The sequence below is a fragment of the Klebsiella sp. X13 genome, from assembly GCF_003323835.1.
In the GTDB taxonomy this organism is placed as follows: Bacteria; Pseudomonadota; Gammaproteobacteria; order Enterobacterales; family Enterobacteriaceae; genus Klebsiella; species Klebsiella ornithinolytica.
On record NZ_CP030874.1, the window covers coordinates 2,415,851 to 2,440,649 of the forward strand.

27 protein-coding genes are annotated in these 24,799 nt (G+C 54.7%); 8 read left to right on the forward strand and 19 right to left on the reverse strand.

All coding sequences use genetic code 11. The features are described 5' to 3' along the window. Nucleotides 1-55 precede the first annotated feature (55 nt). The 5 genes from anmK (at nt 56) to pdxY (ending at nt 4,749) form a co-directional block, all read left to right on the forward strand. Nucleotides 56-1,180: an anhydro-N-acetylmuramic acid kinase gene (gene anmK / locus DSD31_RS11505; protein WP_032687401.1), complete on the forward strand. Its 1,125-nt coding sequence runs from the start codon at nt 56-58 to the stop codon at nt 1,178-1,180. 92 nt (nt 1,181-1,272) lie between these two features. Beyond that, nucleotides 1,273-1,596: a C-type lysozyme inhibitor gene (mliC, locus tag DSD31_RS11510; protein WP_015584200.1), complete on the forward strand. Its 324-nt coding sequence runs from the start codon at nt 1,273-1,275 to the stop codon at nt 1,594-1,596. A 57-nt stretch (nt 1,597-1,653) separates the two neighbouring features. Next, nucleotides 1,654-2,310 carry a pyridoxamine 5'-phosphate oxidase gene (gene pdxH, locus DSD31_RS11515; RefSeq protein WP_015584201.1) on the forward strand — a complete coding sequence of 219 codons (657 nt, stop codon included), beginning with the start codon at nt 1,654-1,656 and terminating at the stop codon, nt 2,308-2,310. A gap of 242 nt (nt 2,311-2,552) precedes the next feature. Continuing rightward, entirely contained in the window at nt 2,553-3,827 is a 1,275-nt protein-coding gene (gene tyrS / locus DSD31_RS11520; protein WP_004862674.1) for a tyrosine--tRNA ligase, read from the forward strand. 61 nt (nt 3,828-3,888) lie between these two features. Next, a complete protein-coding gene (gene pdxY, locus DSD31_RS11525) occupies nt 3,889-4,749 on the forward strand; it encodes a pyridoxal kinase PdxY (protein ID WP_044349041.1) in 861 nt (286 codons plus the stop codon). 46 nt (nt 4,750-4,795) lie between these two features. Here the strand turns inward: pdxY and gstA are convergent, their stop codons facing one another. The 13 genes from gstA to blr all read right to left on the reverse strand — a co-directional run bounded on the left by gstA (nt 4,796) and on the right by blr (nt 16,860). After that, nucleotides 4,796-5,398: a glutathione transferase GstA gene (gstA, locus tag DSD31_RS11530; RefSeq protein WP_065906604.1), complete on the reverse strand. Its 603-nt coding sequence runs from the start codon at nt 5,396-5,398 to the stop codon at nt 4,796-4,798. Between the two features lie 105 nt (nt 5,399-5,503). Continuing rightward, the gene (gene dtpA, locus DSD31_RS11535) at nt 5,504-7,009 is read right to left on the reverse strand and encodes a dipeptide/tripeptide permease DtpA (protein WP_015584203.1); all 1,506 of its coding nucleotides are present in this window, start codon (nt 7,007-7,009) and stop codon (nt 5,504-5,506) included. Between the two features lie 600 nt (nt 7,010-7,609). Further along, a complete protein-coding gene (nth, locus tag DSD31_RS11540; protein WP_004862665.1) occupies nt 7,610-8,245 on the reverse strand; it encodes an endonuclease III in 636 nt (211 codons plus the stop codon). Then, the gene (locus DSD31_RS11545) at nt 8,242-8,946 is read right to left on the reverse strand and encodes an electron transport complex subunit E (RefSeq protein ID WP_048025228.1); all 705 of its coding nucleotides are present in this window, start codon (nt 8,944-8,946) and stop codon (nt 8,242-8,244) included. The genes nth and DSD31_RS11545 overlap by 4 nt, the downstream gene beginning before the upstream one ends. A gap of 3 nt (nt 8,947-8,949) precedes the next feature. After that, on the reverse strand, nt 8,950-9,570 hold the full coding sequence (gene rsxG, locus DSD31_RS11550; protein ID WP_015584205.1) for an electron transport complex subunit RsxG: 621 nt from the start codon (nt 9,568-9,570) through the stop codon (nt 8,950-8,952). Between the two features lie 9 nt (nt 9,571-9,579). Further along, on the reverse strand, nt 9,580-10,632 hold the full coding sequence (gene rsxD, locus DSD31_RS11555; protein ID WP_004862657.1) for an electron transport complex subunit RsxD: 1,053 nt from the start codon (nt 10,630-10,632) through the stop codon (nt 9,580-9,582). Then, the gene (gene rsxC / locus DSD31_RS11560) at nt 10,633-13,038 is read right to left on the reverse strand and encodes an electron transport complex subunit RsxC (RefSeq protein ID WP_113991053.1); all 2,406 of its coding nucleotides are present in this window, start codon (nt 13,036-13,038) and stop codon (nt 10,633-10,635) included. Beyond that, the gene (rsxB, locus tag DSD31_RS11565; RefSeq protein ID WP_015584207.1) at nt 13,031-13,609 is read right to left on the reverse strand and encodes an electron transport complex subunit RsxB; all 579 of its coding nucleotides are present in this window, start codon (nt 13,607-13,609) and stop codon (nt 13,031-13,033) included. The genes rsxC and rsxB overlap by 8 nt, the downstream gene beginning before the upstream one ends. A 1-nt stretch (nt 13,610) precedes the next feature. Beyond that, nucleotides 13,611-14,192, reverse strand: a complete 582-nt coding sequence (gene rsxA, locus DSD31_RS11570; protein ID WP_004862649.1) for an electron transport complex subunit RsxA — start codon at nt 14,190-14,192, stop codon at nt 13,611-13,613. A gap of 79 nt (nt 14,193-14,271) precedes the next feature. Next, on the reverse strand, nt 14,272-14,712 hold the full coding sequence (locus tag DSD31_RS11575; RefSeq protein ID WP_004862645.1) for a DUF2569 domain-containing protein: 441 nt from the start codon (nt 14,710-14,712) through the stop codon (nt 14,272-14,274). 68 nt (nt 14,713-14,780) lie between these two features. Beyond that, nucleotides 14,781-14,996 carry a transcription modulator YdgT gene (gene ydgT, locus DSD31_RS11580; protein WP_004862642.1) on the reverse strand — a complete coding sequence of 72 codons (216 nt, stop codon included), beginning with the start codon at nt 14,994-14,996 and terminating at the stop codon, nt 14,781-14,783. A 217-nt stretch (nt 14,997-15,213) separates the two neighbouring features. Further along, nucleotides 15,214-16,584 (reverse strand): GH1 family beta-glucosidase, encoded by a 1,371-nt coding sequence (locus tag DSD31_RS11585; RefSeq protein ID WP_004862640.1) that lies wholly within the window; start codon nt 16,582-16,584, stop codon nt 15,214-15,216. A 126-nt stretch (nt 16,585-16,710) separates the two neighbouring features. Further along, nucleotides 16,711-16,860, reverse strand: coding sequence for a division septum protein Blr (gene blr / locus DSD31_RS11590; RefSeq protein WP_071824612.1), 150 nt, complete (start codon nt 16,858-16,860; stop codon nt 16,711-16,713). A gap of 189 nt (nt 16,861-17,049) precedes the next feature. On the opposite strand from blr, the gene DSD31_RS11595 reads away from it, so the two are divergent. Further along, nucleotides 17,050-18,090, forward strand: a complete 1,041-nt coding sequence (locus DSD31_RS11595) for an oxidoreductase (protein ID WP_004862635.1) — start codon at nt 17,050-17,052, stop codon at nt 18,088-18,090. A 36-nt stretch (nt 18,091-18,126) separates the two neighbouring features. Here DSD31_RS11595 and add read toward each other — a convergent pair whose 3' ends face one another. Then, nucleotides 18,127-19,128: an adenosine deaminase gene (gene add / locus DSD31_RS11600; protein WP_099144353.1), complete on the reverse strand. Its 1,002-nt coding sequence runs from the start codon at nt 19,126-19,128 to the stop codon at nt 18,127-18,129. A gap of 49 nt (nt 19,129-19,177) precedes the next feature. Continuing rightward, entirely contained in the window at nt 19,178-19,600 is a 423-nt protein-coding gene (locus DSD31_RS26175; protein ID WP_125041307.1) for a hypothetical protein, read from the reverse strand. Nucleotides 19,601-19,631: 31 nt separating this feature from the next. Here DSD31_RS26175 and DSD31_RS11605 point away from each other — a divergent pair, with 31 nt between their 5' ends. Then, on the forward strand, nt 19,632-20,345 hold the full coding sequence (locus DSD31_RS11605) for a hypothetical protein (protein WP_032717608.1): 714 nt from the start codon (nt 19,632-19,634) through the stop codon (nt 20,343-20,345). Between the two features lie 13 nt (nt 20,346-20,358). Here DSD31_RS11605 and dgcJ read toward each other — a convergent pair whose 3' ends face one another. After that, nucleotides 20,359-21,891 carry a diguanylate cyclase DgcJ gene (gene dgcJ, locus DSD31_RS11610; protein WP_113991054.1) on the reverse strand — a complete coding sequence of 511 codons (1,533 nt, stop codon included), beginning with the start codon at nt 21,889-21,891 and terminating at the stop codon, nt 20,359-20,361. Between the two features lie 93 nt (nt 21,892-21,984). After that, nucleotides 21,985-22,155: a hypothetical protein gene (locus DSD31_RS26180; protein WP_004862622.1), complete on the reverse strand. Its 171-nt coding sequence runs from the start codon at nt 22,153-22,155 to the stop codon at nt 21,985-21,987. 254 nt (nt 22,156-22,409) lie between these two features. On the opposite strand from DSD31_RS26180, the gene metQ reads away from it, so the two are divergent. Continuing rightward, nucleotides 22,410-23,225 carry a methionine ABC transporter substrate-binding lipoprotein MetQ gene (metQ, locus tag DSD31_RS11615; RefSeq protein ID WP_004862619.1) on the forward strand — a complete coding sequence of 272 codons (816 nt, stop codon included), beginning with the start codon at nt 22,410-22,412 and terminating at the stop codon, nt 23,223-23,225. Between the two features lie 55 nt (nt 23,226-23,280). Here metQ and yedF read toward each other — a convergent pair whose 3' ends face one another. Together yedF and yedE are read right to left on the reverse strand one after the other, a co-directional pair. After that, nucleotides 23,281-23,514, reverse strand: a complete 234-nt coding sequence (gene yedF, locus DSD31_RS11620; protein WP_004862615.1) for a sulfurtransferase-like selenium metabolism protein YedF — start codon at nt 23,512-23,514, stop codon at nt 23,281-23,283. Further along, the gene (yedE, locus tag DSD31_RS11625) at nt 23,511-24,722 is read right to left on the reverse strand and encodes a selenium metabolism membrane protein YedE/FdhT (RefSeq protein ID WP_004862613.1); all 1,212 of its coding nucleotides are present in this window, start codon (nt 24,720-24,722) and stop codon (nt 23,511-23,513) included. Before yedE ends, yedF begins: the two co-directional genes overlap by 4 nt. Nucleotides 24,723-24,799 lie beyond the last annotated feature (77 nt).

The window sequence follows — 24,799 nt, forward strand, 5'->3', positions numbered from 1 at the left end:
TCTTCTTTATGATGGAGTGTGAGGTATACGAGAGTCATGGAATGAAGGAAGACGTATGAAATCAGGTCACTTTATCGGCGTAATGTCCGGAACCAGCCTTGATGGCATTGATGTGGTTCTGGCGGCAATCAACGAAAGCGTAGTGGCGCAGCAGGCCAGTCTGTCGTACCCCATTCCGGTGGCAATAAAAGAGGATATTCTGGCTATCTGCCAGGGACAAACGCTGACGTTATCCCAGCTCGGTCAGCTGGATACGCGTCTGGGGCGCTTATTTGCCGATGCCGTGCTGGCCCTTATGCGTCAGGAGAATGTGCAGCCGACGGATATTGTCGCTATCGGTTGTCATGGGCAAACGGTATGGCATGAACCCACTGGCGAAGCGCCGAATACGCTGCAAATCGGGGATAACAACCAGATAGCGGCCCATACCGGCGTGACGGTGGTAGGGGATTTTCGGCGTCGTGATATGGCGCTAGGCGGTCAGGGAGCACCGCTGGTTCCTGCATTCCACCATGCGCTGTTGGCGCATCCCGTAGAACGGCGGATGGTGCTCAATATCGGCGGGATTGCCAACCTGTCGCTGTTGGCACCGGGCGTGCCGGTCCGCGGCTATGACACCGGGCCGGGTAATATGCTGATGGATGCGTGGATCTGGCGTCAGTGTGGCAAACCCTACGATAAAGACGCGCAGTGGGCCAGCGAAGGCAAGGTGCTGCTACCTCTGCTACAAAATATGCTCAGCGACCCGTGGTTTGCGCTCCCGGCGCCGAAAAGCACCGGACGTGAATATTTCAACTACGGCTGGCTGGAGCGCCATCTGGCTCGTTTCCAGGGGCTGCGTCCGCAGGATGTGCAGGCGACGCTGGCAGAACTGACGGCGGTGACCATCGCGGAACAGGTGCTGCTGAGCGGCGGCTGTGAACGTCTGCTGGTGTGCGGCGGCGGCGCGCGTAATCCGCTGCTGATGGCGCGGCTGGCAGCGCTGCTGCCGGGAACGGAGGTCTCCACAACCGATGCGGCTGGCATCAGCGGCGATGATATGGAAGCGCTGGCGTTTGCCTGGCTGGCATGGCGGACGATGTCCGGCCTCCCCGGTAATCTCCCGTCGGTCACCGGCGCTTGTGAAGCCACTGTGCTCGGGGCCATCTTCCCCGCAAACCGACCGCAGAATCAGAGTTAACTGAAACACCTATTTTTTATTAACCGGTAAACTGGATGAAGTTAACGGGGGGCGATTTGCCCTCCTGGACCGGGAAAGTCGAAGGCAAACGAATGAAAAAAATCCTTATCGCGGTAGTACCCTTTATGCTCGCAGGCTGTAGCTACTATAACCAGTTTGTGGAGCGGATGCAGACGGATACCCTGGAGTATCAGTGCGATCAGAAACCGCTGACCGTGCACATCAACAATACCCGTCAGATTGCCAGCTTTATCTATGACAACCAGCAGTTGAATCTGGCGCAGGGGCTTTCGGCATCAGGGGCGCGTTACACCGACGGCGTGTATGTCTTCTGGTCGAAAGGCGACAGCGCCACCGTTTACAAGCGCGATCGCGTTGTGCTGGAAAACTGTCAGCTGCAGACGCCCAAACGTTGAGATTTCCGCCCCGGGGGCGCACAATGACGCCACCCGATGACTATTTTCTCAATTGCCATGTCTGATAACGACGAATTGCAGCAAATCGCGCATCTGCGCCGAGAGTATACCCGTGGCGGCCTTCGCCGCCGCGATCTTCCCGCTGAACCGCTGACTTTATTTGAGCGTTGGCTCAGACAAGCCTGCGACGCCCGGCTGGCCGACCCGACGGCAATGGTCGTCGCGACCGTTGACGAAAACGGTCAGCCTTACCAGCGAATTGTTCTGCTCAAGCACTATGACGAAAAAGGGCTGGTGTTTTATACCAACCTCGGAAGCCGCAAAGCCCACCAGATCGAAAACAATCCTCGCGTGAGTCTGCTTTTTCCGTGGCACATGCTGGAGCGTCAGGTGATGGTGACTGGCAAGGCGGAGCGCCTGTCAACGCTGGAAGTGGTGAAGTATTTCCACAGCCGCCCGCGCGACAGCCAGATCGGCGCGTGGGTCTCGCAACAGTCAACCCGCATCTCAGCCCGCGGCATCCTGGAAAGTAAGTTCCTGGAGCTGAAACAGAAATTCCAGCAAGGCGAAGTACCGCTGCCGAGCTTCTGGGGCGGATTCCGCGTGAATATTGAGCAGATGGAGTTCTGGCAGGGCGGTGAACACCGTCTGCACGATCGTTTTTTATACCAGCGTGACAACAGCGCATGGAAAATCGATCGTCTGGCCCCGTAATCCCTGAAATTTGTTGTGTTAAGCGCTGGTGCTGGATGGGCTGGCGCTTTATTCTATAGACTTCATTTTTCAAGCTGCGTCTTTGTTGGCTGTGCCGGCTTATTCCGGTCGTTTGCTTGCGTAAGTCTCCGTACTTGCCGCCTTGAGGCAGCTTGAATGATTTTGCATAGATGTTTTTTTTTCGCGTCTGGCGAAAAGTCGTGTACCGGCAAAGGTGCAGTCGTTTATACATGGAGAATTTGATGGCAAGCAGTAACTTGATTAAACAATTGCAAGAGCGGGGGCTGGTAGCCCAGGTGACGGACGAGGAAGCGTTAGCAGAGCGACTGGCGCAAGGCCCGATCGCGCTCTATTGCGGCTTCGATCCAACCGCTGACAGCTTGCATTTGGGGCATCTTGTTCCATTGTTATGCCTGAAACGCTTTCAGCAGGCAGGCCATAAGCCTGTGGCGCTGGTGGGGGGAGCAACCGGTCTGATTGGTGACCCGAGCTTTAAAGCCGCCGAGCGTAAACTGAACACCGAAGATACCGTGCAGGAGTGGGTCGATAAAATTCGCAAACAGGTCGCGCCGTTCCTCGACTTTGATTGCGGTGACAACTCGGCCATTGCCGCGAATAACTACGACTGGTTTGGCAGCATGAACGTGCTGACCTTCCTGCGTGATATCGGCAAGCACTTCTCCGTAAACCAGATGATCAACAAAGAAGCGGTTAAGCAGCGTCTGAACCGCGACGATCAGGGCATCTCATTTACCGAGTTCTCCTATAACCTGCTGCAGGGTTACGACTTCGCGTGTCTGAACAAGCTGCATGGCGTGGCGCTGCAGATTGGCGGTTCCGATCAGTGGGGCAATATCACCTCCGGCATCGACCTGACCCGTCGTCTGCACCAGAACCAGGTGTTTGGTCTGACCGTTCCGCTGATCACCAAAGCCGATGGCACCAAATTTGGTAAGACCGAAGGCGGCGCGGTATGGCTGGATCCGAAAAAGACCAGCCCGTACAAATTCTACCAGTTCTGGATCAACACCGCGGATGCTGACGTTTATCGCTTCCTGAAGTTCTTCACCTTTATGGACATTGCCGAGATCAATGCGCTGGAAGAGGAAGATAAAAACAGCGGTAAGGCCCCGCGCGCGCAGTACGTGCTGGCCGAACAGGTCACTCGTCTGGTACATGGTGAAGAAGGGCTGGTGGCGGCAAAACGCATTACCGAAAGCCTGTTTAACGGCAATCTGAGCGACCTGAGCGAAGCCGACTTCGAACAGCTGGCGCAGGATGGCGTGCCGATGATTGAACTGGAAAAAGACGCCGACCTGATGCAGGCGCTGGTGGATTCTGAGCTGCAGCCATCGCGTGGCCAGGCGCGTAAGACAATCGCCTCCAACGCCGTCACCATCAACGGTGAAAAACAGTCTGACCCGGAATATGTATTTAATGACGGCGATCGTCTGTTTGGTCGCTACACCTTACTGCGTCGCGGTAAGAAAAATTACTGTCTGGTCTGCTGGAAGTAATTGCGTAAAGGCAGGGGCGTGGGAAACCACGCCCCTTATTTTTTGCTGTCAGGTATCCAAGATGAAGAACATCCTCGCCATCCAGTCCCACGTTGTATTTGGTCACGCCGGCAACAGTGCCGCAGAGTTTCCGATGCGCCGCCTTGGCGCAAACGTCTGGCCCCTTAACACCGTTCAGTTCTCCAACCATACGCAGTACGGGAAATGGACCGGTTGCGTGATGCCGCCTGCGCATCTGACCGAGATCGTTCAGGGGATTGCTGATATTAATCAGCTGCAGCGCTGTGATGCGGTACTGAGTGGCTATCTGGGCTCCGCCGAACAGGGAGAGCATATTCTCGGTATCGTGCGTCAGGTCAAAGCGGCCAATCCGGCGGCGAAATATTTCTGCGACCCGGTGATGGGACACCCTGAAAAAGGCTGCATCGTCGCACCCGGCGTGGCGGAGTTTCACGTCCGCCATGCGCTGCCGGCGAGCGACATCATTGCCCCCAACCTGATTGAGCTGGAAATCCTCTGCGGTCATCCGGTGGCGAACGTTGCGCAAGCCGTCTTAGCCGCGCGCGAGCTGATTGCGCAGGGCCCGCAGATTGTGCTGGTTAAGCATCTTGCCCGCGCAGGGCTGAGTATGGACCGGTTCGAAATGCTGCTGGTGACGGCTGATGAAGCCTGGCATATCAGTCGCCCGCTGGTGGACTTTGGTCTGCGTCAGCCGGTTGGCGTCGGCGATGTCACCAGCGGACTGCTGCTGGTTAAACTGCTGCAGGGGGCCCGGCTTCGCGATGCGCTGGAACATGTGACCGCCGCGGTGTATGAAATTATGCTGGCCACGAAAAATATGCAGGAGTACGAGCTGCAGGTGGTGGCCGCCCAGGATCGTATTGCCCAGCCGGAGCACTACTTCAGCGCCACGCAGCTGTAACCGAAGAACTGCCCGGCCTCGCAGCCGGGCAGAGGATGTCAGGGGATTAAACCCCTTCCGCCGCCAGCGCCGCGGCTACCGATGGACGAGCGGCCACGTGTTTCATCCAGGCCGCGATATTGCTGTAACCGGTCATATCCAGCTTCACGGCCCACGCCCAGCGCAGTACGGTAAACAGGTAGCCATCAGCGATGGTGAAACGATGCCCGCTCAGCCACTGCTTCTCCTTCAGCGACTCATCAATGTAATGCAGCTTCTTCTCCAGCTGCGCGCGCGCGATCGGTTTGTAATCTTCCGGCGTGTCCGGGCGGAATAGCGGCGTAAAGCCTTTATGCAGCTCCGTCGCGACGTAGTTTAGCCACTCCAGTGTCTGATAGCGCGCAATGGTGCCCACCGGCGCCAGCAGCTGGCGATCCGGCACCCGATCGGCAATGTATTGCATGATGGCGACGCCTTCTGTAAGCAGGATCTCGTCGTCAAGTAGCAGCGCCGGAACCTGTCCCTTCGGGTTGATCCGCAGATAATCCTCCCCGTTTTCCAGGCGCTTCTTCTGCAGGTCGACGCCTTGTAAGGTGAAGTCCAGTCCGCTTTCGCGCAGGGCGATATGTGATGCAAGGGAACAGGCGCCGGGTTTGTAGAACAGTTTCATCAGTAACTCCTCGTGGCTGCAGTTTTCTGTATGTTAGCCCAGGGGTAAAAAAAAAGCCGCTAACAAAACGTTAGCGGCCTAAATTTATTGGTTTTCCCGAAGCGCTTAAGCGGTTGCCGTATCGCGAGCTTTGCTCAGTGAGTCGTCATCCTGGGTCATGCGGTTCAGTTTCGGCGCGATAGCAAACATCAGCACGGCGATAACTGCGGTAGCAATACCAATCTGCAGGAAGACATGGCCATAGACGGCAAGAGACTGCAGCGGGTCGGTCACGTTCTCCGGTACCGCCATCAGGTTGGCGACTTTACCGGCGATGATAGCGGCACCTGCGGTAGTCAGGAACCAGCTGCCCATGATAAAGCCCATCAGGCGCTGTGGTACCAGCTGTGCCACCATCGCCAGACCCAGACCGGAAATCATCAGCTCACCGATACTCTGCAGCGCGTAGCTCAGAATCAGCCAGTTAACGGAGACGATACCGGCGTCGGTTGCAAATTTGGCGCCCAGCGGCAGGACGAGGAAGGCCAGCGAGCAGAGCACCATGCCGATCGCAAATTTATGCGGCATTGGCAGACGGTCGCCCATCTTGTTATAGATAGCGGCCAGAATCGGGCTGCCGATCATAATCCAGAACGGGTTCAGCGCCTGGAACTGTTCAGGCTGGAAGCTAATGCCCAGAATGGCGTGCTCAACGTTGCGGATAGCAAAGAAGTTCAGTGACGTCGGCATCTGGCTGTAGAGGACGAAGAAGACGATCGCCTGAACCATCAGAATGAAGGCCACAATCATCTTACGACGCGCAGCACCTTTCATCGCAATCGCTTCTTTAGCAAAAATAATCACGATACCCAGAGCCACCACGCCCAGCACCATGCGGGCAATGCCCTGGTTGTGCAGCAGCCAGGTCGCAATCACCACCAGCACGACCACGCCGACGATGGTCGCCAGCAGTTTACCGAAGTGTACCGGGGCAAAGTCAGGCTTCGAACCGTAGTTTTTTACCCATTTTTTGCAGAACATGAAGTTCACCAGGGTAATCAGCATCCCGACGAAGCTCAGAGAGAAGGCGATGCTCCAGCCAAATTTCGCCGCCAGCCACGGGGTAGCCAGCATCGAGAAGAAGGAACCGATGTTGATGGACATGTAGTACATCGTAAATGCGCCATCAAGACGCGGGTCATCTTTCTCGTAGCAGGTCGAGAGCAGGGAAGACGGGTTAGCCTTAAACAGGCCGTTACCGACGGCGATGGTCGCCATACCCATATAAACGATAGCCGCGTCATGTCCGGAATACGCCACCAGGGCGTAGCCGATAGCGAGGACGATAGTCCCCAGCATAATCACGCGCTTAGTACCGAGCACTTTATCGCCCAGCCAGCCGCCGATAGCCACGAGGCCATAAACCAGCGCACTGAAGGAGGAGAAGAGAGTAATAGAATCCGCTTCTGACATACCCAGCTGTTTGACCAGGTAAACGGCCATGATCCCTTGCAGGCCGTAATAACCAAAACGCTCCCATAATTCGATCGAGAAGATCAGATAGAACGATTTCGGTTGTTTGAAAGCGTTCAGACTCACGCTTTCTGCTGGTTTATTGTTTGCAGTTGACACATATACCTCTTTTTTTACATCCCATATTAACGGGGGGTGTTCGGGGCGCAATCTGATAAGACCGCCGCCTTTATAGTTATTCTGGAGGGAAAACGGGAAGTAATGTTCACTATCCTGGCCGTTCAGGCAAGCGTTTTGTAATACTCTGTTACATATATCTTAAGCGTTATAATACGCCAGTCATTCAAATGTTATACAGAGTTAAATTTCACCTTTTACACATTGGTGATATTTTTATCTGTCGAGACCGGAAGATAATCGGATAATGGCGATATATTCTGCTGATAAGCCTTGAACATAGTGATATAGCCCATAATCCTAAAAAATGATGGGGTATTGTCCTGGTAAGTGGTGCTCTGGTATTGGAAATACTGGCTTTCTTTATCATTGCGACAACAATAATTTAACATTAAGTTACGTGGATGATCTGGATCACAAATGTATAGAAATTTTTTCACCACAAAAAATGATTAACCTGGATGAACGTTATATAGACGGTTAATTGTCCTGTAGAGCGCAGAAATAGTGGCGTTAAAGCTAAGGGAATGGCGGGAAGAACAGAACCATTACCACAAGCAGGGTAATGGTTCTGCCAGAATGTTATGCGTAGACTTTTTCTTTAAACTCGCACAGATCTTCAATCAGGCAGGAGCCGCAGCGAGGTTTGCGCGCAATACAGGTATAGCGGCCGTGAAGAATAAGCCAGTGGTGGCAGTCGACTTTAAATTCGGCGGGAACGACCTTTAGCAGCTTTTCCTCCACCTGTTCAACGTTCTTCCCTGGGGCAAATTGTGTCCGATTGCAAACGCGAAAAATATGCGTATCCACGGCAATCGTCGGCCAGCCGAACGCGGTATTCAGTACCACGTTGGCGGTTTTACGTCCCACGCCGGGAAGGGCTTCCAGCGCCGCCCTGTCCTCGGGAACCTCGCCATTGTGCTGCTCAAGCAGAATCCGGCAGGTTTTAATCACATTTTCAGCTTTGCTGTTAAATAACCCGATAGTTTTGATATACGCTTTGACGCCATCAACACCCAGCGCCAGCATGGCTGCCGGCGTATTCGCCACCGGATAGAGCTTTGCCGTGGCTTTATTCACGCTGACGTCGGTCGCCTGCGCCGAGAGTAGTACGGCTATCAGTAATTCGAACGGGGAGCTGAAATTCAGTTCCGTTGTGGGGTGCGGGTCGTTATCCCGCAGTCGGGTCAGTATTTCCAGACGTTTGCTCTTATTCATCCCAGACTTTCCCTGTGCGCATCAACTGGCGTGGCTTGATTCGCTTCAGCTGCTTTCGCTTTACGTTGCTTAGTTCGTTCGTCAATCAGGTATTTCACCGCCAGCATCATCCCTAAACCGATAAAGGCGCCCGGCGGCAGCATCGCCAGCAGGAACGGCGTATCGGTGTGGAATACTTCGATACGCAGCACTTTCGCCCAGCTACCCAGCAGGCTATCGGCCCCATCAAACAGCGTCCCGTTGCCGAGGATTTCTCGCAGCGAACCGAGCACAAACATCGCGCAGGTCGCCCCCATACCAATGGAGAAACCATCCAGCGCCGACAGTGCCGGCCCTTTTTTGGCAGCGAACGCTTCGGCACGACCGACCACGATGCAGTTGGTTACAATTAGCGGAATAAAAATTCCCAGAGACTGATACAGACCAAATGCATAGGCGTTAATCAGCATCTGTACGACGCTCACGACCGAAGCGATGATCATGACATAAATCGGTATACGAATTTCAGCCGGTGTCCAGCGGCGCAGGCTGGAGATTGTCAGGTTGGTCAGCGTCAGCACCAGGGTTGTCGCCAGTCCCAGCCCTAACGCATTGGTGGCGGTAGAGGTCACGGCGAGCAGGGGGCACATGCCTAACAGTTGGACCAGCGCGGAGTTGTTTTTCCACAACCCCTGAACAATAACGTCTTTGACTTCGCTCATGGCTTACTCTCCACAGGACGTGAGTTCGGGAATCTGTGCGGGCAGCGTTTGCGCGTACAGGCCGGCACGCTTAACGGCGTTGACTACCGCGCGTGGGGTAATAGTGGCGCCGGTGAACTGATCGAAATCACCGCCGTCTTTTTTCACGGCAAAGTGGCTGTCGCCGGAACCGTGAATGACTTTGCCCGCAAAGTGGGTTATCCAGTCCGACAGACGGAGTTCAATTTTGTCGCCAAGGCCGGGCGTCTCATGATGCTCCGTTACGCGGGTGCCAAGAACGGTGCCTTTGAAGTCGGCGGCAACCAGCAGCTGAATCGCACCGGAGTAACCATCGGGGGCGGTCGCTTCCATCACCACTCCGACCGGAGCATCGTTATTTTTGGCAATCCAGATCTTATGCTGACCTTTACCGAGCGGTGGCGCTGTGACCAGGTAGCAGCTCTGCAGCAAATCGTTATTATAGCGGTCCGCAGGCAAAACCTGATTGAACAGCGCTTTTTGCTGGGTCGCCGCCTGCTCAGCAATCGTCGATTTTGTCAGCTCATTGATGGCCGCGGTTAACCCGGTAGAGCCGGCGGCGAAGAGCGCCAGCGTAATGCCGTGTTTGCGCATGCTTTTTAACATCATCGGTCCTCAGCGGTGGCCATAGACGCGCGGGCGCGTGTAGTAGTCGATTAACGGAACGGTAATGTTCGCCAGCAGCACGGCAAAAGCCACACCGTCAGGATAACCGCCAAAGCTGCGGATGAGCCACACCAGCAGACCCGCGAGGGCGCCGAATATCAGGCGGCCGCGGTTGGTGGTGGAGGCGGTAACCGGATCCGTTAAAATAAAGAATGCGCCGAGCATGGTCGCGCCGGAAAGCAGATGAATCTGCGGGGCCGCGAAGCTCTGCGGTGAAAACAGCCAGCCCAGGGTGGCGCAGAGGGTCAGGCTAAGCAGGAAGCTCAGCGGGATATGCCAGCGAATAGTCTTCTGCCAGAGTAAAAACAGACCGCCGACCAGATAGGCGATATTGACCCACTGCCAGCCAAGACCGGCCAGCGTGCCGCCGTAGATCGGGTACTGCAGGATCTCCTTCACCGCATGACCGGCATGCAGTGACGTTTTAAACGTATCCAGCGGCGTAGCCTGGCTGATGCCATCGATCCCCAGCCGCAGGGCGTTCATATCGTTGCCGCTGGCGGTGTGACCGCTAAAAATAACCTGCAGGGCGTCGGTGAAGCCCGGAACGGTGGCCGCAATTTCATGCGGCGGCAGCCAGGAAGTCATCTGCACCGGGAATGAGATCAGCAGCACAACATAGCCAATCATCGCCGGGTTAAACGGGTTGTGGCCCAGCCCCCCGTACAGCTGCTTGGCAATAATAACGGCAAAGGCGGTACCCAAAACGACCAGCCACCAGGGAGCCAGCGGCGGAATACTAATGGCCAGCAGCAGACCGGTCAGTAGCGCGGAGTTATCGGCAAGCGTGGCGGCAATATTCTGTTTCCGCAACCTGAGGATGGCGGCTTCTGTCGCCCAGGCCGTGAGGGAGGCGAGGACGAGCTGCACCACGGTTCCCCAGCCAAAAAACCAGGTCTGAACCGCGATGCCGGGTACGGCTGCGAGCAGAACCAGCAGCATAATCCGTGAGGTCTGACGCTGGTTGTGGGTATAAGGAGAGCTTGCGATTCTGAAAACCATTTATTCCTCGTTAACTGCCTGCCGGGATGCTTTCCTGGCCTGAACGCGGGCGATTGCTTCGGCGACCGCGGCTTTGCGCGGATCGTCGTTGGCGGCTGTCTGGGTCATCTCTTGCTGCCCGGCCTTGCGGGCCTTCGCGCGGGCGATAGCCGCTTCAACGGCCGCTTTCCGCGGGTCGACGGCTTCGGCGGCGGGCTGAACGTCAGCCGGTGCGGCGGCCTGCTGCTCAGCCTTGCGGGCCTTCGCGCGGGCGATAGCCGCTTCAACGGCCGCTTTGCGCGGGTCGACGGCTTCGGTTGCAGGCTGAACGTCAGCCGGTGCGGCGGCCTGCTGCTCAGCCTTGCGGGCCTTTGCGCGGGCGATAGCCGCTTCAACGGCCGCTTTGCGCGGGTCGACGGCTTCGGTTGCAGGCTGAAGGTCAGCCGGTGCGGCGGCCTGCTGCTCAGCCTTGCGGGCCTTCGCGCGGGCGATAGCCGCTTCAACGGCCGCTTTGCGCGGGTCGACGGCTTCGGCGGCGGGCTGAACGTCAGCCGGTGTGGCGGCCTGCTGCTCAGCCTTGCGGGCCTTCGCGCGGGCGATAGCCGCTTCAACGGCCGCTTTACGCGGGTCGACGGCTTCGGTTGCAGGCTGAACGTCAGCCGGTGCGGCGGCCTGCTGCTCAGCCTTGCGGGCCTTCGCGCGGGCGATAGCCGCTTCAACGGCCGCTTTACGCGGGTCAACGGCTTCGGCGGCGGGCTGAACGTGAGCCTCGGTCGCAAGTTGCCCCGTATCCTGATCCTGCAGCGCCAGTTTGCGGGCACGGGCTTCGGCTTTACGAGCTTCGCGGGCGGCGATCGCTTCACTGTTATCCGGTTTCGCGCCGGCCTGGACTACGATCGGCTGGGTGGCATCGCGTTGTTTTTCGCGAACCCGGGCCAGCGCCGCGTTAATCGCCGCATGATCTTTTGCGGCCGGTTGAACAGCAGACTGTTTGTGGCGCTCCAGGCGTGCGGCTTTGTCCCGTTCCAGGCGAGCCTGGCGGGCCTCAAAGCGGGCTTTGGCCTCCGCTGCACGCTTTTCTTCCTGACGGATAGCCGTAATCTCGGCCTTTTCCTGACGGAAATATTGTACCAGCGGAATATTACTCGGACAGACCCAAGCGCAGGCGCCGCATTCGATGCAGTCGGCCAGGTTATGGGCGGTGGCTTTATCGTGCTGCTGGCCTTTGCTGAACCAGTACAGCTGCTGCGGCAGCAGATCGGCCGGACAGGCGTCCGCACAGGCGCTGCAGCGAATACACCCTTTCTCTTCCTCGGGGTCGCCCATTTCGCTTGCCGATGGCGCCAGCAGGCAGTTGGTGATTTTGACCACCGGAACGTCAAGCCACGGCAGGGTGAACCCCATCAGCGGGCCGCCCATAATGACCATCTGTTCGGCGCTCGGGCAGAAGCCGGCATCTTCCAGCAGATGGCGAACCGGCGTTCCCAGTCGCGCCCACACGTTGCCAGGACGGGTAACCGCCTCGCCGGTGAGGGTGACAACGCGCTCGGTCAGCGGCTCACCGTCGATCACCGCACGTTTAACCGCATAGGCGGTACCGACGTTTTGCATCAGCACGCCGATGTCCGACGAGCGCCCGCCGTGGGGAACCTGTTTGCCGGTGAGGATCTGCGTCAGCTGCTTCGCGCCGCCGGACGGGTATTTGGTGGGAATCACCCGCAGTTCGATACCGTGAGCATCGGCAAGGACTGCCCGCATCATCGAGATGGCCTGCGGTTTATTATCCTCAATACCGATCAGCACCTGGCGCGGCTGTAAAATATGGGCCAGGATGCGGATGCCGGCGATAATTTGCGCTGCGCAATCCTGCATCAGGCGATCGTCGGCGGTAATATAGGGTTCGCATTCAGCGGCGTTAATAATCAGGGTTTCAATTTTGTCGCCGCCGCCGCGTAATTTGCTGCCGGTCGGGAATCCCGCGCCGCCCAGCCCGGCCACGCCGAACTGGTGAATACGCTCGATGAGCTCTTCACGGGTTTTGTTTGCGTAATCACTCCAGCCGTCACGCTCAATCCACCGGTCTTCACCGTCGGCATCGATAATGACGCTCATCTCGGCGAGGGCGGAAGGGTGAGCGGTCGAGTGCGGCGCGATGGCGCTGACGGTACCGGAGGTCGGGGCATGAACCGGCAACATTCGTCCCCAGCCGCGGGTCAGCGGCTGACCACGCAGTACGCGATCGCCAGGCCGCACGCAGAGCTCACCCTCAGCGCCGATATGCTGTTTTAACGGGATCACAAACTGCTGCGGCAGGGAAACCTGGCGCAGCGGCGTGCCGTTAGACTGGCTTTTCATTTCAGGCGGGTGAATACCGCCGTTGAAGTCCCAGACTTTATCTTTTCTGAACGCGGAAAATAGCTTAAACATGTTGTTCCACAGGAATATTGCGTACTGGAATAGTGTGCAGGTCCCACTTCCAGTTTTCAGTGGTCGTCGCGACAGGAACCATTTCAATACATTGCGTCGGGCAGGGCGCGACGCAAAGATTACAGCCGGTACAAAGATCGCTCATCACGGTGTGCATTGCGCGAGTTGCGCCGACAATCGCATCAACCGGGCAGGCCTGGATACACTTTGTGCAGCCGATACAGTTATTTTCGTCAATGACCGCGAGCATGCGTGCAGGCTCGAGTTGTTGTTCATCGCCATCGATGGGCTGCGGGTCGACGTTCAGCAGAGCGGCAATTTTTAGCATCACCGCTTCGCCGCCTGGGGCGCAGCGGTTGATTTTCTCACCCTGAGTGCCGACGGCCTCGGCATAAGGACGACAGCCGGGGTAGCCGCATTGTCCACACTGACTCTGCGGAAGAAGCTCATCGACTTTTTCAACAACGGGATCATCTTCTACTTCAAACCGACGGGAGGCGTATCCCAGAATCACGCCAAAAATGAGCCCCAACAGGCTAATGGCGATCACGGCTATCCAGACTGCACTCATATTACAACTTCACCAAACCACTAAAGCCCATAAATGCCAGCGACATTAAACCCGCAGTAACCAGGGCAATGGCATTACCACGAAACGGCGCAGGCACATCCGCAACCACCAGCCGTTCGCGAATAGCGGCGAACAGCACCATCACCAGCGAGAAACCGACCGCGGCGGCAAAACCGTAGAGCGCGGACTGCAAGAAGTTATGCCCGAGGTTAATATTCAGCAGCGCGACGCCGAGCACCGCACAGTTGGTGGTGATCAGCGGTAAGAAAATACCCAGCAGTCGATACAGGGCAGGGCTGGTTTTACGCACCACCATCTCGGTGAACTGCACCACTACCGCGATAACCAGGATAAAAGCCAGGGTCCGCAGGTAGATCAGGTTAAGCGGGATAAGAATCCAGGTATCAATCAGCCAGGCGCAAATTGAGGCCAGCGTCATCACAAAGGTGGTGGCCAGCCCCATCCCCATTGCGGTTTCCAGTTTTTTGGAAACCCCCATAAACGGGCACAGTCCAAGAAACTTCACCAGCACGAAGTTGTTCACAAGGACAGTACCAATAAAGAGCAGTAAATAATCAGCCATCAACTCGACCTGAAAACAGAAAAAGCCGCCTATTATCGAATAAATCGATACCGGCGACAACAGGTTAACTGTGGGGTTATTACGAATTCACGAAGGTTCGCTTAACCCGTGCGGAACGTTTGAAATAGGGGACTAACAGCGCCGCGGCAAGAAGCGGAAACAGCAGCTGGCGCAAGGCCATCGCGTCTGAAATCGGTGAAAAAGCAAAGGCCTTTATCGCCAGCAGCAGAGAGATGAGCAGCCAGATAATATAGTGCTTTGGTACGATGCTTCGCCGTTTGAAAAACGCAATGGTCAGCCACAGGGTATAGTACCACATGGCGAGGGCGAACAGCAGCGACCCCACCCAAAGCAGGAGGTGCCCGGCGCTCATTTCCGCCAGCAGGGCGTAGGTCCGGGAGCTCATCAACGCATTAGCAAAGATCAACAGCGACAGCGAAGTGCTAAGCAGAGCAACCAGTAGCCATGCGAGCGGTGCCAGCAGCCACCCGCCGATACGTTCTGCAGAGTGAGAAGACATGATTTCTCCCGGATTCAATCAAAATAAAGAGCGGGAGTATAAGCAACTGGCATGGCTGAGAACAGTTTTTATTGCACATAACGCCAGACGGATTTCGGAACCTGCCCGACATCGAACAATTTACCGCCAGAAACCAGCTCTGCCCGGCGGTGATCGGCTGCGCGATACATGTTGACGATTTCCGTGGTGTCGGTCAGGGAATAGTTAAGATGGTCAAAAAGTTTTTCAAGGCTTTCAAGGGAACTGATTTTACGGAATTTTAATAAGTAGTCCTGAACGGTCATTTGCGGTTCCATTTTATAATCGGAATAAACAAGTCGAATATTAACAACTGTCGGTAAACCAACTTTCAACAAACGGTGCCTTCTTAACGGGCCGGATGAAATTATTTAGGTTGTAAATACTAAAGACAAGAAATGATTTCATTCCTGGGGTAGTCAAAAGAAATTTAAGAATATTCTAGGGCTAAATCAGGCGCCGGGCGGCGCCTGGGAGAGAAGATTAACGCTGTTTGCCCCGGCTGGCAATAACGTTTTGATACCAAAAAAAGCTCTTTTTCCGTTTACGGGCGAGCCCTTGCTGATGATCGACATACACAAAACCGTATTGTTTTTGGTAACCGTTCAGCCAGCTCAGCAGATCAATAAACGACCACGGATAATAACCGCGGACATCGGCCCCCGCCTCAAGGGCTTTTTCCAGCGCATTAATATGGCTGCTAAGATAGTCGATGCGCGGATCGTCAACGACTTCGCCATCAATAATCGGATCTTTCGCGCCTAAACCATTTTCGGTGATGTAAATGGGAATATCGCCATAGCGTGCTTTGATCATCATTATGCCGTCGGTTAACCCCTGCGGCCAAATCTCCCAGCCCCATTCGGTATAGGTGCTCTGCGGGTTACGCACGAAATAAAACAGACCTTCGACGCCCGGTTCACCGCCGCTGGGACCCTCCTGAGGTCGGGCTGAGACGGTTTCACGGCGATAATAGTTGAGTCCAATAAAATCGCAGCGGTTGTCACGCAGCAGCGCGTCATCGCCGGGAGCAAACTGCGGAACACCCCACAGGGTCTGGGTCTGCTGCAAAAGCGACTCGGGGTAATGGCCTTTTAACACCGGATCGTATAGCCAGTGCGTATGTATTGCGTCCGCCATGTCGCTGGCCTGGCGATCTTCTGCGCTGTCGGTGAGCGGCGTATGCGGCTGCAGGACATTAACGAACCCAATCTCACCCTTGATACCGCTTTGGCGAAACTGTTTAACCGCCAGCGCGTGGGCAATAAAAACGTGATGACAGGCCTGGATAGCGCGCGCCGGATCGCGTACCGCCGGCGGATGACAGCCGTTAATATAGCCGTGACCGATGAACACAATGGTTTCGTTGAAGGTTGCCCACAGCTTCACCCGGGAACCGTAGCGCGCGTAACACAGGCGGGCATACTCGGCGAACGCTTCGGCGGTGCTTCGTGCTTCCCAGCCCCCTTCATCCTGCAGCGCCTGCGGCAGATCCCAATGATAGAGCGTAATCATCGGCTCGATATTGTGAGCCAGCAGCTCATCGATCAAATCGCTATAAAACCGGACGCCCGCTTCGTTAACTTCGCCACGGCCGAGAGGCAGCAGGCGAGGCCAGGAGATAGAGAAACGGTAGCTTTGCAGGCCCATTTCGGCCATCAGGGCAACGTCTTCGCGAAAACGATGATAGTGATCGACGGCGACGTCACCATTGGTGTTCTCGAATGTCGCGCCGGGCTGATGGGCGTATATGTCCCAGATTGACGGGCCTTTACCGTCGGCATCGTGACCGCCTTCAACCTGATAGGCTGCGGTGGCGGCGCCCCAAAGAAAATGTTGCGGAAATGCGGCCATGAAAAACTCCTTATCGAATGATAAAGAGAGTGTAGTGAATGCGTTTATCGCTGTGCAACCGGTTTCTGAAACCGGTTGCACACTTGCGAAGTGGGTCACTGTTTAGCGTCAGCAGAGGCTGACAGGCTAATGGGGCAGCGAGGTCGTTTGCACAACATTAGCTGGAGGCGGGGATTGGTAGTTATCAATGTGGTGAGCGATAACCAAAAGCAGGGCTGAGACGCCAAATACAACCCAACCAATAAGTTCTACAATTCGGTTAAAAACGTTTGCCATAATCCTGAAATTAAAAGTTAAAACAGGAGTAAATGTTACTAAATGGGGAGAGTAACGCAAGGGCTGTCGGAAGAGTATTATCACCATTGCTGTAAAGGTGAACGCTTGAGAAGCATAAGCAAAGCTAATAAATCAATTGAAGCTTATAGTTATCAGAGGGCAAAAATCCTTGAATGAGAGGGCAGCAAGATGAGTGACACTATCCGGGTGGGGATGATTGGCTACGGATATGCGAGTAAAACTTTCCATGCGCCGTTAATCAGCGGTACGCCGGGAATGACGCTGGCCGCGGTGTCCAGTAGCGATGAAAAGAAAGTCCAGGCCGACTGGCCTCTGGTGAACGTGGTGGCTGAACCCGCAGGCTTACTGAGCAACCCCGATATTGATTTGATCGTCATCGCTACGCCAAACGATACCCATTTCCCGCTGGCGAAAGCGGCGCTGGAAGCGGGCAAGCATGTGGTCGTGGATAAACCTTTTACCGTGACACTGTCACAGGCGAGAGAGCTGGAGGCCGTGGCCAGACGCTGCGGCAGACTGCTGTCCGTTTTTCATAACCGCCGCTGGGATAGCGATTTTCTGACGCTGAAATCGCTGATTCATGAAGGGCTGCTCGGCGAGGTAGGTTACGTCGAATCGCACTTCGATCGCTATCGTCCAGAGGTGCGTAACCGCTGGCGCGAACAGGGCGGCCCGGGAAGCGGAATCTGGTACGATCTGGGGCCGCACCTTCTTGATCAGGTCGTCAATTTATTTGGCCTGCCGGTCAGTATGACCGTTGATTTGGCGCAGCTGCGTCCGGGCGCCCAGGCTACCGACTATTTCCACGCCGTGTTGGCTTATCCCCAGCGGCGGGTCGTGTTGCACGGTACGCTGCTGGCGGCAGCAGAAACCGCGCGATATATCGTTCATGGATCCCGGGCAAGCTATGTCAAATATGGGCTGGATCCGCAGGAGGAGCGGCTGAAAAATGGCGAGCGGTTGCCGCAGGAAGACTGGGGATACGATATGCGCGACGGGGTGCTGACGCGGGTTGAAGGGGACGCTCGCACGACGGAAAACTGGCTCACTCTGCCGGGCAACTACCCGGCTTACTATGCCGCCATTCGCGACACCCTGAATGGCAGCGGCGAAAATCCGGTGCCTGCCAGCCAGGCGATTCAGATTATGGAGTTGATTGAGCTCGGTCTGGAGTCGGCGAAACATCGCGCCACCCTGAGTCTGATCTAGAGTCTTTGCCCGGCAGCGAGGCCGCCGGGCTGAGGGTCAGGCCTGCTGAACGCGCTGAATCAGCGCCGCTTTTTCCTGGTTGCTGAGAAACGCCTGTTCCAGACCATTAATTTGCGCCTGGCGAATCTGATCGCGACTCAGGCCGGCTGCCGGCGCGGCCACGGTGTATTCGTGAATGATGTCGATACCTTGTACCGCCGGGTCGTCGGTATTAATGGATGCCAGAACGCCGTGTTCAAGGAACGTTTTGAGCGGATGCTCTGCCAGTGATGCCACGGTGCTGGTCTGGATATTGGAGGTCAGGCAGGACTCAATACCGATACGCTGCTGCGCAAGATAATCCATCAGAGCCGGATCCTGGACCGCTTTTACGCCATGTCCGATACGCTCTGCTCCTAGTTCTCGTATAGCCTGCCAGATGCTTTCCGGACCGGCCGCTTCGCCGGCGTGCACGGTAATACGCCAGCCGGCATCGCGAGCGAGGGTAAAGTGTTCCATAAACAGATTGCCCGGGAAACCGAGCTCATCACCCGCCAGATCCAGGGCGGTGATCGCGTCGCGGTGGGCAAGCAGCGCGTCCAGCTCTTGCTGGCAGGCCGCTTCACCGAATGTCCGGCTCAGAATACCAATCAGACGGGTTTCGACATTAAAATCGCGGCTGCCTTCGCGTACGCCGGCAATCACGGCTTCAACCACGCCGTCGACCGGCAGCTGGTGGGTCATGGCCATATAGCGCGGGGAAAAACGCAGCTCAACGTAGTGGAGACCATTGCGTGCCGCATCCTCGACGTTTTCATAAGCCACGCGACGACAGGCTTCCAGCGAGGCCAGAACTTTTACCCCCCAGTCCAGTTTGGCGAGGAAGCTGACCAGATCGGGTTCATTACTGGTGACCTGTACATGGGGGATCAGCGTGTCGAGTGAGGTTGCCGGAAGGGTGATATTGAACTGGCGGCCAAGATCGAGAATGGTTTGGGCACGAATATTGCCGTCAAGGTGGCGGTGAATGTCGGTTAATGGCAAAGTTAAATCAATCATGGTCGCACTCATTTTTTAGTTAAAGTGCACGTCATTATACAGCAATTCTTTAACTCTTTAAAAGCATTGAAAAAATCCAGTGGATACAATCATCTGTAAGAGCCGCGATCGGTTTTGAACCTACATCACGAGAGTCTCCTGGCCCGAACAGGATCCCCGGCAAACTTGCGGGCGGTGGGCCTGGCGGCGGGCGATTATCCTGTCGACTAAACTTAGCCAGCAGGCCGGCATAGGATGCGGGACGTTGCGTGAGGGAGAGGGCGTCTAAGGAGTCCGGGGCGTTCACGATAGAGATGCAAAGAAAGCCATTCGATTCCAGCAGCAGACTCTCGCATCGCGTGGGCAAACGTGGCAGATAGCCGTTGCGAAGATCGATAAACTGTGAGCCAGAGGGGCGTTGTTTCAACTCAGATAAAATAAAGTTAACCGGGTTAAAGCAGATTTTTTCATTCACGGCAACGGCGTACGCCAATGCTTCATCCTATGCATGATGACAATTTAAGATGAAAGTGATTCACCTGGATAGCGTTTATCAATCAACGAACGAGAAGACCCAGGCGACCTGGCTGGAAAACGAGGGTATCGGTAGCATTCGCGAGACGCCGGACTATGACCCAACAAAGCTGGCGCTTGCAACGGGCATACGGCCCACAATGCCTGCTCAAATACAGCAGCTTTTCAATAAACTAAACGATCTGGTGCGCGACGACGTACTGGCGGACAGGTTGCCGGAAGCGTGTTTTCATTTTACCTTTTTACCGTTGACTCTCCCGCTATACGCTGAAAACGAGGTCCTTCCCGAAAAGATTTCGCAATTAGGTGAAATGTGGGCTGACTATCAGGCCCGACGTATTACGGTCAGAGAATTGCGTTTGGTTGCCCTGCCTGGCCAGCTATTGCTTGCCGGGATTCCGGATGAGGCGGCGGTTGCGATGCGCCACGCATTTTGTCAGAAAGTTCTGGCATCACCCTGGAAACAAGAACTGCTTGCCCGGCACACTGCTACGCCGCTTCCGGCCCCTTTCTGGCACAGTACGCTATTGCGCTACCAAGCCCGTTTTCTGCCCGCACACTTGCGACGATACTTCCAGCAGAATCAGGCGCGGCGCTTTGGTACGGTTTCAGGAGAACTCAAGCTCGTCAAAGTGAACTACAACTGGGCGCGCTGTGATTTTGTTCACCTCCAGAACCCGGACATCGGTTACCGACATCCCTGAGAGACGGCACAGGTTATTTACCGGGTACGGCATGTTTATTTCTTTTGTGAACGTACAACAGCTGATCGGATTTGTTGATCGCGCTTTCAAGAGAATCGCCAGCTTCTAATGGATAGTTGCCATGCGAAAAGGAGACCCGCTTGTCTTTATCGGTATGGCGCAGGTTTTCTTTGATGCGGGCGATGACGTCTAAGCTTTTCGCGTAGTCGGTATCGAAGAGAATTAATAGAAATTCATCGCCGCCAGCACGGATGCCATAGTCACTTTTACGAATCGACTGCTCGATGGCGCGGCCTAATGACTGAATGACTTTATCGCCCATATGGTGTCCGAGGGTGTCATTGATTTTCTTCAGACCATCGCTGTCGATAGACACCAGCGTAACAGGAATATGCTTTGCCAATGCCGCGTCTATTTTATGACTTAGCGCGTCGTTCAACACTTTTCGGTTATAAAGGCCGGTCATGGTATCCGTAATATTATCTTTGGACAGTTCAGCATGACGTGCCATTTGCTTTTTCGTGTAGCGACAAAGCAGCCAGGTGCTGAGGGTATAGATGAATGCCAGCCATAAGTTATTGATAATAAAATAGATAAGGTCAAGTTTAACATTCAGCTTATATAACGGTGTTAAGTTCGCCTGGTATTTAATGATGTTAATAGATTTGAGTATCGAACGATGGAAATAAATATCACCAGCGGTTGACTCATCCGTGACATACAGTGACAGGAAGCGCCAGAGTACCGGGCGGTCCGCAGTGTAAAACGCAGTGGTCAAATCATCAATATTAACATCGGTGACAATGATGCCTTTGATTAAACCGTTCTGAAAAACTGGCGTGAGCATACTAATTATATTTTTCTTGGTGTAGCCGTCCCGGTAAATATGGGAAGTGATGCTCTCACCATGGAGTAAATCGTTCAATGCGCGACGATCGATGCTGATAGTATGGGCGCTGCGAGTGATATCGATCACGTTATCATCACGGACTAACCAGTTATCAAACTGGTATTTATTAACGTCAATGATTTTATTAATATAAATATAATTATTGATCAGATCGATATAATAGCGGATATTATTGAAAATGTAGCCGCGATAGCTGGAGAAGGTATATTTTGACACCGATATCCGATGATCATTTTGAATAACAGAAAGCGCAGGAACATCCTCGGCCCAGACCTGGCAGTCCGCATTCCGGGTTTGCAATGTCCCGTTTAAACCACGATATGTCTGGTTGCTAAGGTTTAACCCCTGAACACCGTTGGCCGATTCAAGATGTTCGCACACCTTGTCACGCTTATTCTTTTGCACACCTGGCGAGGCAGGCAAAACTGAAAAAGCCCGGGAAAGCTGGAACGCCATATTCTGGTTGATATATTCCGCATGGGAGAGCGCGGATCGTCCATTTTCCGCCACGTAGCCCATATATCTTTCCAGATCGCGGTATTCACGCGTGATGAGACCGATGAAAATTGAGGTGGTCAGAATCACGATCAGCGTATTGATATACCGGAAATTAACGGAAAAGATTTTGGTGTCCATACTCAATGACCTGTGTGCCTGAAGCGGTGATAACCCAGGTCCGATGGCGCTGGAGCACTGGTAATGTAACGTCCCCGAACGTCAACGTTTTCATCAATAAATGAGAACAGCAACGACAAAGGGATGGGTATATTTCTGCCAGCGGTGTTTATTTTTCATGCGTGCCCTCCGGCTGGCAATAAAATCATCAAGTAATATGCTGGAACAGGCGGACTCATCGAATACGCTTGCGTTCAGCCATGGTTCACTGACCTCATCAGCCATGAAAAATCCCTTTCATCCGTTAGCTGATTGAAATTTTAATCTTCATTAGCCAATTTTTCCAGTGAGTTAAACTATAATTTCGTCGCCTCCGTGACAGCTCCGCGAGGAAAACTCAGCCATGAGACAGGCTCATAGCCAATCGCTATAAATCATAGTGAATCAGTCTTTAATATCGCCAATGATATTTCCTATAGTCTCAGGCGCTACTTTTCCTGCTATAAGCGGCAGGCTATTTTAAAAAGGACTCTGGGATTATGGTTTTTACGCTGAAGAAGTTTGCTGTTTCGCTGCTTGTCGCCAGCACCACGCTGCTTGCCGCCTGTGGCCCCGCCGGGCAGGACCCGAATCATATCAAAGTGGGTATCAGCGCGGGGATCGATCAGCAGGTATGGGCGGTGGCGCAGAAGGTGGCGAAAGAGAAATATAACCTTGATGTCGAAGTCGTCACCTTTAACGATTTCGTTTTGCCCAATGAAGCGCTGAATAACGGCGATCTGGATATCAACGCTTTCCAGCACAAACCGTACCTGGATAAACAGATCCAGGAGCGCGGCTACAAGCTGGTTGAGGTAGGCACAACATTCGTCTATCCGATCGCCGCCTACTCGAAGAAAATACACGCCATTGATGAGCTACCTGAAGGTGCTCAGGTAGCCGTGCCAAACGATCCGACCAACCTCGGACGTTCGCTGCTTTTGCTGCAGAAGCAGGGCCTGATTACCCTTAAAGATGGGGTGGGTCTGCTGCCAACGTCGTTAGATATTGTGCACAACCCGAAGAAACTGAAAATCGTCGAGATTGAGGCGCCGCAGCTAACTCGCGCGCTTGACGATCGGCAAATTGCGCTTGCCGTGATTAATACGACATTTTCCAGTCAGGTTGGGCTCTCACCAACCCGCAACGGGCTTTTCATCGAAGATAAAAATTCACCCTACGTCAATATTTTCGCCAGCCGGATTGATAACAAAGACAGTGCAAAGGTGAAAAACCTGGTGAAAGCGTATCAAAGTGATGAAGTCGCCGCTGCGGCAGCGGAGCTGTACAAAGGCGACGCGGTAAAAGGCTGGTAATCTGTATGGCATCAGGCCGGCGGCGGGAGCGCGTCACCGGCCTGGACGGGAGGGATTACTTCTGGATTAAATAGCGGATGGTTGGCCCGTCTTGTTGAATGTCCAGCACCGTATAACCGTAGTTGCGGGCATCCTGCGGAATGTTATTAATCGACTGCGGGCAATCGCTGACCACTTCCAGAATCTCCCCTTTTTTAAGCGAAGGCATCGCTTCCAGAGTGGCAACGGCCGGATAGGGGCAGGGTTCGCCTACCATGTCGAGACGATAATCGGGAACGATAGCTTTCATGCGGTTTCCTTAACATTGGCCATGGCGGCGGATTTCTGGCGGAAAAAGCGTTTCTCCCAGGCAATGACCAGCATCAGCGCGATAAATAATAGCAGATAGGTCACCAGCAGGCCGCCAAAAGGCCCGAAGGTGGCCAGCAGATTGACTTTATCCCAGCTGGTGGCCAGCGCTGGGGATAAATCATCCCAGAAATAGGCCAGAATCGTCGAACCAATGACGTTGCCCAGTCCTACCCACCAGTAGTGAACCTGACCTTCAACGGCGCGGTACATCCAGCCGGTTTCACAGCCGCCGGCCAGCACAATACCGAAACCAAACAGCAGGCCGCCGATCACCGCATTCGGGCCTGCCCACATGATTTTGGGCTCCATGCCCAGCTGCACATAGCTGAAAATGCCAATCGCGCTCGCCGCCATCCCGAAGATAATCGCTTTGGCCATATAGGTGCGTCCGGTGATCCACATATCGCGGAATGCCGAAGTAAAGCAGATCTGCGCACGTTCAATCAGCAGACCAAAACCGACCCCAAACAGCATCGCCAGGCCGAGTTTAGGCTGATTGAGTGCAGTCAGTAATCCCCAGGCGATCATGGCGAAGAACACCAGCATTCCTGCGCGAAAACGACGCCGCGCCTGCGCCGGCTTTTGTGTGAGCGGCGAGGCCGCAGAAACTTTTTGTATCCTGACCGGAATTCGAAACAGGGGCAGTAGCGTAAAGCGTGCGCCAAACCAGGTCCCGATAGCTGTCGCGATGGCAAAGAACCAGGCGTGGAGGGAAAACTGAGGAATACCGGTAAAAAAGGCTGCCAGGTTGCAGCCCATCGCCAGGCGTGCGCCAAAACCGGCAATGATCCCGCCCGCTACGGCCTGAATAATACGGATCCGGCTGCGCGGCAGGCGTAATTTGATATTGTTTGCCCACAGCGCGGCGGCGAAACAGCCACCAAACATGCCGATAATCATCATGCCGTCAATGCGGGTTAACGGCGTCCCTTCGAGATGAATCAGTTTGAAATAACCCCACTGCTCGGTATGAACGCCGGCAAGTTGCAATAGCTGCCCGCCCCAGCGGGTAAATTCCCCGGTCACGGCCCAGAACGTGCCGGTAATACCGAAATAATAGGTGGAGAGAATACCGGCGGCGATAACCGCGGGGGCCGGTGCCCAGAATTTAATCAGGTAGGCCTGTTTGAACTGTTGCCATGTCATGAAAGATGCCTCTGAACTCAGAAGGTAAATTACCCCGGGCGGGGTGAAAGAAGGCGGGATAATACGCCGCTTATAGC

Excerpts from the sequence above, each read along its gene's own strand:
- rsxD (WP_004862657.1), bottom strand. The coding sequence starts at position 10,632 with ATGGTTTTCAGAATCGCAAGCTCTCCTTATACCCACAACCAGCGTCAG.
- rsxC (WP_113991053.1), bottom strand. The coding sequence starts at position 13,038 with ATGTTTAAGCTATTTTCCGCGTTCAGAAAAGATAAAGTCTGGGACTTC.
- ydgT (WP_004862642.1), bottom strand. The coding sequence starts at position 14,996 with ATGACCGTTCAGGACTACTTATTAAAATTCCGTAAAATCAGTTCCCTT.
- anmK (WP_032687401.1), top strand. The coding sequence starts at position 56 with ATGAAATCAGGTCACTTTATCGGCGTAATGTCCGGAACCAGCCTTGAT.
- dgcJ (WP_113991054.1), bottom strand. The coding sequence starts at position 21,891 with ATGGACACCAAAATCTTTTCCGTTAATTTCCGGTATATCAATACGCTG.
- DSD31_RS11585 (WP_004862640.1), bottom strand. The coding sequence starts at position 16,584 with ATGGCCGCATTTCCGCAACATTTTCTTTGGGGCGCCGCCACCGCAGCC.
- DSD31_RS11595 (WP_004862635.1), top strand. The coding sequence starts at position 17,050 with ATGAGTGACACTATCCGGGTGGGGATGATTGGCTACGGATATGCGAGT.
- gstA (WP_065906604.1), bottom strand. The coding sequence starts at position 5,398 with ATGAAACTGTTCTACAAACCCGGCGCCTGTTCCCTTGCATCACATATC.
- rsxA (WP_004862649.1), bottom strand. The coding sequence starts at position 14,192 with ATGGCTGATTATTTACTGCTCTTTATTGGTACTGTCCTTGTGAACAAC.
- DSD31_RS11575 (WP_004862645.1), bottom strand. The coding sequence starts at position 14,712 with ATGTCTTCTCACTCTGCAGAACGTATCGGCGGGTGGCTGCTGGCACCG.
- blr (WP_071824612.1), bottom strand. The coding sequence starts at position 16,860 with ATGGCAAACGTTTTTAACCGAATTGTAGAACTTATTGGTTGGGTTGTA.
- pdxY (WP_044349041.1), top strand. The coding sequence starts at position 3,889 with ATGAAGAACATCCTCGCCATCCAGTCCCACGTTGTATTTGGTCACGCC.
- rsxG (WP_015584205.1), bottom strand. The coding sequence starts at position 9,570 with ATGTTAAAAAGCATGCGCAAACACGGCATTACGCTGGCGCTCTTCGCC.
- add (WP_099144353.1), bottom strand. The coding sequence starts at position 19,128 with ATGATTGATTTAACTTTGCCATTAACCGACATTCACCGCCACCTTGAC.
- rsxB (WP_015584207.1), bottom strand. The coding sequence starts at position 13,609 with ATGAGTGCAGTCTGGATAGCCGTGATCGCCATTAGCCTGTTGGGGCTC.
- tyrS (WP_004862674.1), top strand. The coding sequence starts at position 2,553 with ATGGCAAGCAGTAACTTGATTAAACAATTGCAAGAGCGGGGGCTGGTA.
- mliC (WP_015584200.1), top strand. The coding sequence starts at position 1,273 with ATGAAAAAAATCCTTATCGCGGTAGTACCCTTTATGCTCGCAGGCTGT.
- DSD31_RS11545 (WP_048025228.1), bottom strand. The coding sequence starts at position 8,946 with ATGAGCGAAGTCAAAGACGTTATTGTTCAGGGGTTGTGGAAAAACAAC.
- yedE (WP_004862613.1), bottom strand. The coding sequence starts at position 24,722 with ATGACATGGCAACAGTTCAAACAGGCCTACCTGATTAAATTCTGGGCA.
- DSD31_RS11605 (WP_032717608.1), top strand. The coding sequence starts at position 19,632 with ATGAAAGTGATTCACCTGGATAGCGTTTATCAATCAACGAACGAGAAG.
- metQ (WP_004862619.1), top strand. The coding sequence starts at position 22,410 with ATGGTTTTTACGCTGAAGAAGTTTGCTGTTTCGCTGCTTGTCGCCAGC.
- yedF (WP_004862615.1), bottom strand. The coding sequence starts at position 23,514 with ATGAAAGCTATCGTTCCCGATTATCGTCTCGACATGGTAGGCGAACCC.
- DSD31_RS26180 (WP_004862622.1), bottom strand. The coding sequence starts at position 22,155 with ATGGCTGATGAGGTCAGTGAACCATGGCTGAACGCAAGCGTATTCGAT.
- pdxH (WP_015584201.1), top strand. The coding sequence starts at position 1,654 with ATGTCTGATAACGACGAATTGCAGCAAATCGCGCATCTGCGCCGAGAG.
- nth (WP_004862665.1), bottom strand. The coding sequence starts at position 8,245 with ATGAATAAGAGCAAACGTCTGGAAATACTGACCCGACTGCGGGATAAC.